We start from the raw sequence: 1,885 nt of genomic DNA, 5'->3' as shown, positions 1-1,885 counted from the left end.
CCACCGCCGCGCCATCCGGGGCGCCGGCCTGGTGCTTGCCGTCGTGCCTGACGGCCGGGTGGGCGACTCCACCCGGGACGAGACCGCCTACGCCGTGGAGCACGGCAAAACCGTCCGCACTGTTGCCGGTGTGGACGACATCGCCGACCTTCTCGCCACCAGGCTTGTCACACGGTAGCCGTACCCTCACCACCATGCGGCCCGCGCCCTCGGGGGAGAGGCGCGGGCCGCCCCATGCCCCCACCAGGCCCGCAACTTCGTATGAGATGGCCGACCCATCGATGCCTTAGAGGCGGTCCGACAATCGCCGGATGACCGGAGAGCGCATCAGCTCAGACGAGCTGGCCGCGCTACTCCGTGACCAAATCCTCACCCGACAGCTACCCCCCGAAGCGAAACTGCCATCCGTTCGGTGGCTACACGAAACCCACGGCGTGTCCACCATTCTCGTCAGGGCAGCAATCGACACCCTCAAGCACGAGGGCTTGGTTGTCACACGGCAGGGGCAGGCTACGAGAGTGCGGAAAGAGCACCCGAAACGCCAGCTCGACATGACCGATGTGGTTCGTGTGGAGGTACGCATGCCGTACACCCCCGAGCGGAAGTCCATGCCGGACGATCCGGGTGCGGGGGTGCCGATCCTGGTGGTGTGGCGGGCGGGTGACAGAAATCCGACTCTCCTACCAGGAGATCGGTGGATGATCCCCGGCCCAGCCTCGGGAGCCGCCGGACCTTAATAGTGGTTGTCCTGCGACAACAAGGCCCGTGATGGCATTTTCACCCCTCGCGTCTACCGACACGCGAGGGGTAGTCACCCTGCGTGGGATCAGGCAAGGTTGTTAACTCATCTGGGCGTGATCAACTACCGTGTGACATGCTTGGATTCGTGATTGAGTCTCGTGACCGGAATTAAGTCACGCGACTACGCACGGTGACAACGCGTGGTGGATCCGGGGGGACGACCCACCACGCACCCCACAACCGCCGCCCACAGCGGCCAACCCCATTCCCCGGGCGTCGAACCCGCAGCCTCACCTCAGTTCGGCGCAACCGCCACACCGCCTCACGAGAGGCACGCACGGCGGGGAGACAGCACAAACCGTCTCACCCTCCCCGGAGAACGGAGCCACACCATGAACAACCTTGAGGACACAGGCAACATCACCCTCGCCGCCCAGCGCGAAACCGTCCTTCGACTGCTGGAGAAGCGTGCCAACGCCCGCCCACCCCGCCCCCTCGTCGCCACCACCTGGGCCTGCGGTGTAGCCAGCCTCATCACCCTCACCCTCTTCGCCGCCCACGCCGGCTACGCCCGGGAGCGACCCCTCGTCGGAGTCACCCTCGCCTCCCACATGGCCGTCCTCGGGGTCCTCAGCATCGTCACCGCCATCCTCGCCACCGCACTCGTCCGCATCCGCCTGGACATCAAGCGGGCCACCCAGCAAGACCAGATCGACACCTACCGGCACGAGAGGATCAAGCAGCAGCAGCGCGAGGGCACCCAGACCCTGCTGGCTGCGATCCGCAGGGAGGGTGACCTCGACGCCGCCGACACCCTGCGAGGCGCCGAGAGTTTCCTCAGCGTCGTCGGCGGCGAGCGGAACGGCAGCGTGAGGCGGCGAAACTAGACACCATTTCCAGGGGTGGCGGGGCGCGGCAGCAGGCGGGCCGCGCCCCCCACTTTTAGCCCCGGTGCCCCCACCGTGACCCCAAACGAGCATTCCGAAAAGATCAAAAACAAGCGTTTGTGCAGCGTGCCCCCGGCAGGATTCGAACCTGCGACACACGGTTTAGGAAACCGATGCTCTATCCCCTGAGCTACGGGGGCGCGAGGGCCTAGTCTAGCGACCTGCGGGTTCGCCTGGGGTGGCAGGGCGTGGCCCTT

At 66.4% G+C, this 1,885-nt stretch carries 2 protein-coding genes and 1 tRNA gene; 2 read left to right on the top strand and 1 reads right to left on the bottom strand.

What is annotated here, in order from left to right; genetic code table 11:
- Positions 1–311 precede the first annotated feature (311 nt).
- Together ABT336_RS27355 and ABT336_RS27350 are read left to right on the top strand one after the other, a co-directional pair.
- A complete protein-coding gene (locus tag ABT336_RS27355) occupies positions 312–737 on the top strand; it encodes a winged helix-turn-helix domain-containing protein (protein WP_350900478.1) in 426 nt (141 codons plus the stop codon).
- A gap of 396 nt (positions 738–1,133) precedes the next feature.
- The gene (locus ABT336_RS27350) at positions 1,134–1,628 is read left to right on the top strand and encodes a hypothetical protein (protein ID WP_350900476.1); all 495 of its coding nucleotides are present in this window, start codon (positions 1,134–1,136) and stop codon (positions 1,626–1,628) included.
- 127 nt (positions 1,629–1,755) lie between these two features.
- Here the strand turns inward: ABT336_RS27350 and ABT336_RS27345 are convergent.
- Positions 1,756–1,828: transfer RNA gene (locus ABT336_RS27345), tRNA-Arg, on the bottom strand.
- Between the last annotated feature and the right edge of the window lie 57 nt (positions 1,829–1,885).

It is taken from the genome of Micromonospora sp. NPDC000207 (genome assembly GCF_040300925.1).
Classification (GTDB): Bacteria; Actinomycetota; Actinomycetes; order Mycobacteriales; family Micromonosporaceae; genus Micromonospora.
Note: the sequence above shows the minus strand (reverse complement) of the source record. Positions and strands in the feature narration are given on the sequence as shown.